General features: G+C 66.4%; 6 protein-coding genes and 1 pseudogene. 3 read left to right on the top strand and 4 right to left on the bottom strand.

What is annotated here, in order from left to right:
* Nucleotides 1-1,518 (bottom strand): efflux RND transporter permease subunit (locus B3T77_RS01080; protein WP_292076281.1); only part of this gene is annotated, 1,518 nt, incomplete at its 3' end.
* Between the two features lie 11 nt (nt 1,519-1,529).
* Nucleotides 1,530-2,663 (bottom strand): efflux RND transporter periplasmic adaptor subunit, encoded by a 1,134-nt coding sequence (locus B3T77_RS01075; RefSeq protein ID WP_055805279.1) that lies wholly within the window; start codon nt 2,661-2,663, stop codon nt 1,530-1,532.
* 192 nt (nt 2,664-2,855) lie between these two features.
* On the opposite strand from B3T77_RS01075, the gene lepA reads away from it, so the two are divergent.
* Nucleotides 2,856-4,664, top strand: coding sequence for a translation elongation factor 4 (lepA, locus tag B3T77_RS01070; protein ID WP_055754055.1), 1,809 nt, complete (start codon nt 2,856-2,858; stop codon nt 4,662-4,664).
* A gap of 57 nt (nt 4,665-4,721) precedes the next feature.
* Here the strand turns inward: lepA and B3T77_RS01065 are convergent, their stop codons facing one another.
* Nucleotides 4,722-5,474 (bottom strand): SDR family oxidoreductase, encoded by a 753-nt coding sequence (locus B3T77_RS01065; RefSeq protein ID WP_292076269.1) that lies wholly within the window; start codon nt 5,472-5,474, stop codon nt 4,722-4,724.
* Nucleotides 5,475-5,583: 109 nt separating this feature from the next.
* Here B3T77_RS01065 and B3T77_RS01060 point away from each other — a divergent pair, with 109 nt between their 5' ends.
* Complete coding sequence (locus B3T77_RS01060; RefSeq protein ID WP_292076265.1) at nt 5,584-5,925, top strand: winged helix-turn-helix transcriptional regulator; 342 nt, start codon at nt 5,584-5,586, stop codon at nt 5,923-5,925.
* An 89-nt stretch (nt 5,926-6,014) separates the two neighbouring features.
* Here B3T77_RS01060 and B3T77_RS01055 read toward each other — a convergent pair whose 3' ends face one another.
* Nucleotides 6,015-6,344: a DUF1491 family protein gene (locus B3T77_RS01055; RefSeq protein ID WP_292076262.1), complete on the bottom strand. Its 330-nt coding sequence runs from the start codon at nt 6,342-6,344 to the stop codon at nt 6,015-6,017.
* Nucleotides 6,345-6,399: 55 nt separating this feature from the next.
* Between B3T77_RS01055 and B3T77_RS01050 the strand changes: the two are divergent.
* Nucleotides 6,400-6,580 (top strand): annotated as a pseudogene (locus B3T77_RS01050) (hypothetical protein); the annotation flags it as partial.

Genomic DNA, 6,580 nt, shown 5'->3' with positions numbered 1-6,580 from the left:
CAGATAGCCGCCCATCCAGAACGGATCGCGATCCTCATGGTTGGCGTGCTTGAGGATGTAGGCCGCCATCAGCGGCGTCAGGGTGCGCGCCACCAGCAGCGAGAAGGCGACGGAGACGCAGGCGGCCAGCGCGAAGGCCTTGAAGAACTGCCCGATGATGCCGGGCATGAAGCCGACGGGCGCGAAGACGGCGATGATGGTGGCGGTGGTGGCCACGACCGCCAGACCGATCTCGTCGGCCGCCTCCAGCGAGGCGTTGTAGGGCGGTTTTCCGTCGCGCATGTGGCGCACGATATTCTCGATCTCCACGATCGCATCGTCGACCAAGATGCCGATCGTCAGCGACAGGGCCAGAAGGGTCACCACGTTCAGCGACTGGTCCAGCGGGCCCAGGATGGCGAAGGTCGGGATCAGCGACATCGGCATGGCAATGGCCGCGATGAAGGTCGCCCGCCAGTCGCGCAGGAAGATGAAAACGATGATGACCGCCAGCACGGCGCCCAGCAGCAGGGCCTCCAGCGAGGCCAGATAGGATTCCTCGATCTGTTCGACGCTGGCGGTGACCTGCTGGATCGTCAGTTCGGGGTGGGCGTCGTCAAGCTTCTTGACCTCCTCGCGGACCTTTTCGGCGACCTTGACCTCGGACGCGGTGCGCGACCGCAGGAAGTTGAAGGTCACAGCCTCCTGGCCGTTGTAGCGGGCCAGGCGGCGCGGCTCGCTCCACTTGTCCTCGACCGTGCCCAGGTTGTCCAGACGCACCGTCTTGCCGTCGCCCAGCGGGACGAGGGTGTCGCGCAGTTGCGCCACGGAGGTCGCGGCGCCCAGGGTGCGCACGGCGCGCTCGGACCCGGCGATGGTGACTCGCCCGCCCGGCAGGTTGTTATTGACGTTGTTCAGCGCCTGGCTGACCTCGGCGGCAGTGACGCCGTAGGCGGCGAGCCGCTGCGGGTCCAGCTCGACGCGGATCTCGCGGTCCACCCCGCCCGAGCGGTTGACCTCTCCCACGCCGCCCAAAGCCAGCAGGCCGCGGCTGACCTCGTTGTCGATGAACCAGCTGATCTCTTCCGGCGTCATGGTCGGCGAGCGGACCACATAGGTGATCAGGGCGTCGCCGGTGATGTCGATACGCTGGACCGCTGGCTCCTGCATGTCCTGGGGCAGGGACGCGCGCAGGCCGGTCATGGCGTTGCGCACATCGTTGGTGGCGCGGTCGGTATCGGTGCCCAGCTCGAACTCGATCGTCGTGGTCGAGACGCCGTCGGTGATGTTGGAGGTGATGTGGCGCACGCCCGAGAGGCCGGCCAGCGAATCCTCGATCAGGCGCGTGACCTGGACCTCCATTTCCGCCGGGGCCGAGCCGGGGCGGGCGGCCGTGACGGCGACCAGCGGAAAGTCGATGTCGGGGTTCTGATTGATCCGCATCCCCATGAAGCCGACCACGCCGCCGAGCGTCAGCAACAGGAACAGCAGGATGATCGGGATCGGGTTCTTGATCGCCCATGACGACATCTGGTTCATGGTCGTCGGTCCTACTTAGTCGCAGGCTGAGCGGCCGGGGCCGGCGCGTTGCCGACCGCCTGGGCCACGTTGACGCGGTCGCCTTCGTTCAGGAAGCCGGCGCCGTCCACCGCGACGCGAACGCCGACGGCGACGCCGCTGACCGCCGTCTGGGTCTCGGTGCGCGACAGGATGGTCACGGGCTGGAAGTGGACGGTGCTGTCGCCCCGGACCACGAAGACGCCGGGCTTGTTGTCGCGATACAGGACCGCGCCGGTCGGCACGGTCGTCGCCGGCTGATCGCCGACGGCGATGTTGGCGCGGGCGAACATGCCGGGCCGCAGCTGGGCGCCGGGCGCCAGGGAAATGCGAGCCAGGCCCAGGCGGGTCTGCGCATTGACCTCGGGCGTGACGATGCGGACCGAGCCGGTGGTCTGGCCGGCCTCGCTGGAGGTCACGATCGCGGACTGACCGGCGCGCACCAGCGACAGTTCGGTCTCCGGCACCTGGGCGTCCAGCTCAAGCCGGCCGTCGCGCACCATGCGGAACAGCTCGGTTCCGGCGGCGATGATCTGACCCTTGGTGACGCTGCGGCTGATGATCAGGCCGCTGACGGGCGCGCGGATGGTCGCCTGTGACAACTGGGTCTGGGTCTGGCTGAGGGCCGCGCGGGCGGCGGCCAGATTGGCGTTCGAGCTGCGTTGGTTGGCCAGGGCCGTATCCAGCGACGCTTGGCTGAGGAAGCCGCGTTCCTTCAGCTGCTGCGCGCGATCGAGCGCGGCGTTGTCGCGCGCCACATTGGCCTCGGCCAGCTGCACCTGGGCCTGCTGCTGGCGCAGCTGGGCGCGCAGCAGGACGTCGTTCATCTGCACCAGCGGCTGGCCCTGTCGGACGTAGGAGCCTTCGTCCACATAGACGGCGACGGCGGTCAGGCCGCCGGTCTCGGCCGCGACCGGCACCTCTTCCCAGGCCGAGACGGTGCCAGAGGCGGTGACGGTGCGGTCCAGACTGGTCTGGGTCACGGTCGCGGCGCTGACGGTCTGGCGCGAGCCGCCTGCGGCCTTTTCATCTTTCTTTTCCTCGCCATGTCCGCCGCAGCTGGCCAGCAGCAAGGCCGACAGGGCGACGGCGCCGAAGTTGAAAACGGTTCGGGTCGTCTTGGACACGGGATTTCCTCGGTTGCAGGCGAAGCGGGTCGCCGGCTCGCGCCGGTTATCGGGAGGTTTGTTCCATACCGCGTCCGCCAAGCCTTCTCAAACGGCGAAAGGCTTTATTGCCAAGGCTTAATGTGACGCAGTTCGGGACCAGTTCGGCCGTGCGTCTGGTCCCGAACCCTTACGCGTGATAGGGGCGCGCGGATGACGACTCCCCCGATCTCGAACATTCGCAACTTCAGCGTGGTCGCGCACATCGACCATGGCAAGTCGACCCTGTCCGACCGCCTGATCCAGCACACCGGCGGTCTGACCGCGCGCGAGATGTCCGAGCAGGTGCTCGACAACATGGAGATCGAGAAGGAACGGGGCATCACCATCAAGGCCCAGACCGTGCGCCTGACCTATCGGGCCAAGGACGGGCAGGACTATATCCTGAACCTGATGGACACGCCGGGCCACGTGGACTTCGCCTATGAGGTCAGCCGGTCCCTGGCCGCCTGCGAAGGCTCGTTGCTGGTCGTGGACGCCTCGCAAGGGGTCGAGGCCCAGACCCTGGCCAATGTCTATCAGGCCATCGACAACAACCACGAGATCGTGCCGGTCCTGAACAAGGTCGATCTGCCGGCCGCCGAGCCGGACCGCGTGCGCGCCCAGATCGAGGACGTAATCGGCATCGACGCCTCCGAAGCCGTCCTGGCCAGCGCCAAGTCCGGCATCGGCATCGAGGAGGTGCTGGAGGCCATCGTCACCAAGCTGCCGGCACCCAAGGGCGATGTGAATGCGCCGCTGAAGGCCATGCTGGTCGACGCCTGGTACGACCCATACCTCGGCGTCGTCGTGCTGGTGCGGGTCTTCGACGGCGTGCTGAAGACCGGCATGCGGGTCAAGATGATGCGCAACGGCTCGACCCACCTGATCGACAGGGTCGGCGTCTTCCTGCCCAAGAACACGCCCGTGGATCAGCTCGGCCCCGGCGAGGTCGGCTTCATCACCGCCCAGATCAAGGAAGTGGCCCACGCCGCCGTCGGCGACACCATCACCGACGAGAAGAAGCCGACCGCCGAGCCGCTGAAGGGGTTCAAGGAAGTCCAGTCGGTCGTCTTCTGCGGCCTGTTCCCGGTGGACGCCGCCGACTTCGAGGACCTGCGCGCCGCGATCGGCAAGCTGCGCCTGAACGACGCCTCCTTCACCTATGAGATGGAAAGCTCGGCGGCGCTGGGCTTCGGCTTCCGCTGCGGCTTCCTGGGTTTGCTGCACCTGGAAATCATCCAGGAGCGCCTGAGCCGCGAGTTCAACCTCGACCTGATCGCCACGGCGCCGTCCGTCGTCTACAAGATCGGCCTGCGCGACGGCTCCGAAATGGACCTGCACAACCCGGCCGACTTGCCCGACGTGATGCAGATCGAGACGATCGCCGAGCCTTGGATCAAGGCCACCATCCTGACCCCGGACGAATACCTGGGCGGCGTCATCAAGCTGTGCCAGGACCGTCGCGGCCAGCAGATCGAACTGTCCTACGTCGGCAACCGCGCCATGGTGGTCTATGAGCTGCCGCTGAACGAGGTGGTGTTCGACTTCTACGACCGGCTGAAGTCGATCTCGAAGGGCTATGCCTCGTTCGACTACGAGATCACCGAATACAAGGTCGGCGACCTGGTGAAGATGTCCATCCTGGTCAACGCTGAGCCGGTCGACGCACTGTCCATGCTGGTCCACCGCGCCCGCGCAGAGACGCGCGGCCGGGGCATGGTCGAGAAGATGAAGGAACTGATCCCGCCCCACCTGTTCCAGATCCCGATCCAGGCGGCCATCGGCGGCAAGATCATCGCCCGCGAGACCGTCCGCGCCCTGCGCAAGGACGTGACCTCGAAATGCTACGGCGGCGACGCCACCCGCAAGAAGAAGCTGCTGGAAAAGCAGAAGGCCGGCAAGAAGCGCATGCGCCAGTTCGGCAAGGTCGAAATCCCGCAGGAGGCCTTCATCGCCGCCCTGAAGATGGACGAGGATTGATCCCGCGCTGGACCTCTCCATCCCCGCCGGGGGAGAGAGAGGTCTTGGTGCGCGGCCTCAGTGCGCGCCGTTCAACTGCTCGAACACCGCGTCGTAGCCATTCGCTTCCGCAAACCGCAGCGGCTTGACCCGCTCGACCAGGATTTCGCCGCGCGGGGTCTCGCCGCGTTCGATCAGGCCGATGACCTCGGCCGTATAGTCGGCCAGCGGCATGGAGGCGGGGTTTTCCGCATGGCCTGGCATTATGTCGGTGGCGACGCCGGGCGGGGCCAGTTCCAGCACCTCGACCGCGGTGTCCGCCAGTTGATGCCGCAGGGATTGGCTCCACGAATGCAACGCCGCCTTGGTCGCATTGTATGTCGGCGTCGCCGTCAGCGGGACGAAGGCCAGGCCCGACGTCACCGTCATCACCGTCGCCTTTGGCTGGGCCGTCAGATGTGGCAGCAGAGCGGCCGTCAGGCGGATCGGCCCCAACAGATTGGTGGCGATGATCGTCTCCACGGCGGCTAGGTCGAACGGCTGGGCCTTCAAGTCCTCTGCCTTCATGATGCCGGCGTTCAGAATGACGACATTCAGGGCGGGGTGGTCCTTGACGACTTGGGCGCCGAAGTCGGCGACGGCCGCGGCGTCCTCCATGTCCAGCGTCGCCCAGGCCATGCCGGGATTGGCGGCCGCCGTCTTTTTCAGCACGCCTTCGCGACGGCCGGTGATGATGATCTGATTGGCGCGCGCGTGCAGCGCCTCGGCGAGGGCGCGGCCGATGCCCGTGCCGCCGCCGGTGATCAGTATGGTGTTGCCGGTGATGTTCATGATCGTCTCCTCGGGATGCGTCAGCGATGAAAGCGAGGTATGGCGATCACTCTCTAATCGAAAGTAGGCACTCGGAACTGCCCTACTTACCGTCCAGAAAGAAATGGCTATGACGGAGCTTCTGCCCGCAAGAATTGCTCATCCCGAGACCGGCGAGGTCGCCGATCCGCGCGTGGAGGCCTTGGTCAACGACGTGATCGGCCGCGTCGCCGACAAATGGACCATGCTGATCCTGGAAGTTCTGGCCGAGCACGGCGAGACCCGTTTCACCCGCGTCGGCGAACTGGTCGGGGGCATCAGCCAGAAGATGCTGACCCAGACCCTGCGCCAGATGGAGCGCGACGGCCTGGTGATCCGCACCGTCCACCCCGTCATCCCGCCCAAGGTCGAATACCGCCTGACCGACCTGGGCTTCACCCTGGCCGAAGCCTTCTGCGGCGTCTGGATGTGAGCCGAGAAAAACATCGACCGCATAGAGGCGGCGCGCGCGGCATTTGATGGACGAGATAAATAATCCCGCTCAAATCAGAGCGCCGGGAATCAAGCCTGCACCGTCTCCGTGATGAAGTGCCGGCCCTGACGGTCCTCGATCTCGACCACCCACAGGTCCGGGTCGTAGCCGCGCTGGCGGGCGATATAGGCGTCCAGTTCGCTTTCGCTGTCGGACGTGACGGGCTGGATCCACAGGCGGTCGCCGTCGGTTCCGAAGGCTTCGGTGAACAGGCGGGCGGTGCGGGTGGAGGTGTCGTAAGCCTTGACGATGACCGAGCCGGCGCGCGCGTCGCCCTTCTTGACCACGGTCGCATAGGCGCCCTCGATCTGGGCGCGGCGGATCAGGGCGCTGACCCACAGGTCGCTGGAAAGAAGCAATTCGCTAACCCTGCTCGAACACGGAACCCCAACCCTGGCGCGCTAGGGTCGGGGCATGAGGATAGGCCTTTCCCCCCGGCAAGCCAGAGGCTTCCTGTCGGCCGTGCTGATCGCCGCGACGCCCGTCGCCGCCTTCGCCGCGCCGCAGGACCGCTTCTATGAGCGCAGCTTCGTGCTGGCCGCCAACGACCGCTGCGGCCTGTTCGAGCCGCAGCTGACCGCCGCCCTGACGGCTG

Origin of the sequence: Brevundimonas sp. UBA7838, assembly GCF_002500885.1 — a bacterium.
Lineage (GTDB): Bacteria > Pseudomonadota > Alphaproteobacteria > Caulobacterales > Caulobacteraceae > Brevundimonas > Brevundimonas vesicularis_C.
Note: the sequence above shows the minus strand (reverse complement) of the source record. Positions and strands in the feature narration are given on the sequence as shown.

Bases quoted from the DNA above. Each gene is read 5' to 3' on its own strand.
- B3T77_RS01060 (WP_292076265.1), top strand. From the start codon at position 5,584: ATGACGGAGCTTCTGCCCGCAAGAATTGCTCATCCCGAGACCGGCGAG.
- B3T77_RS01065 (WP_292076269.1), bottom strand. From the start codon at position 5,474: ATGAACATCACCGGCAACACCATACTGATCACCGGCGGCGGCACGGGC.
- lepA (WP_055754055.1), top strand. From the start codon at position 2,856: ATGACGACTCCCCCGATCTCGAACATTCGCAACTTCAGCGTGGTCGCG.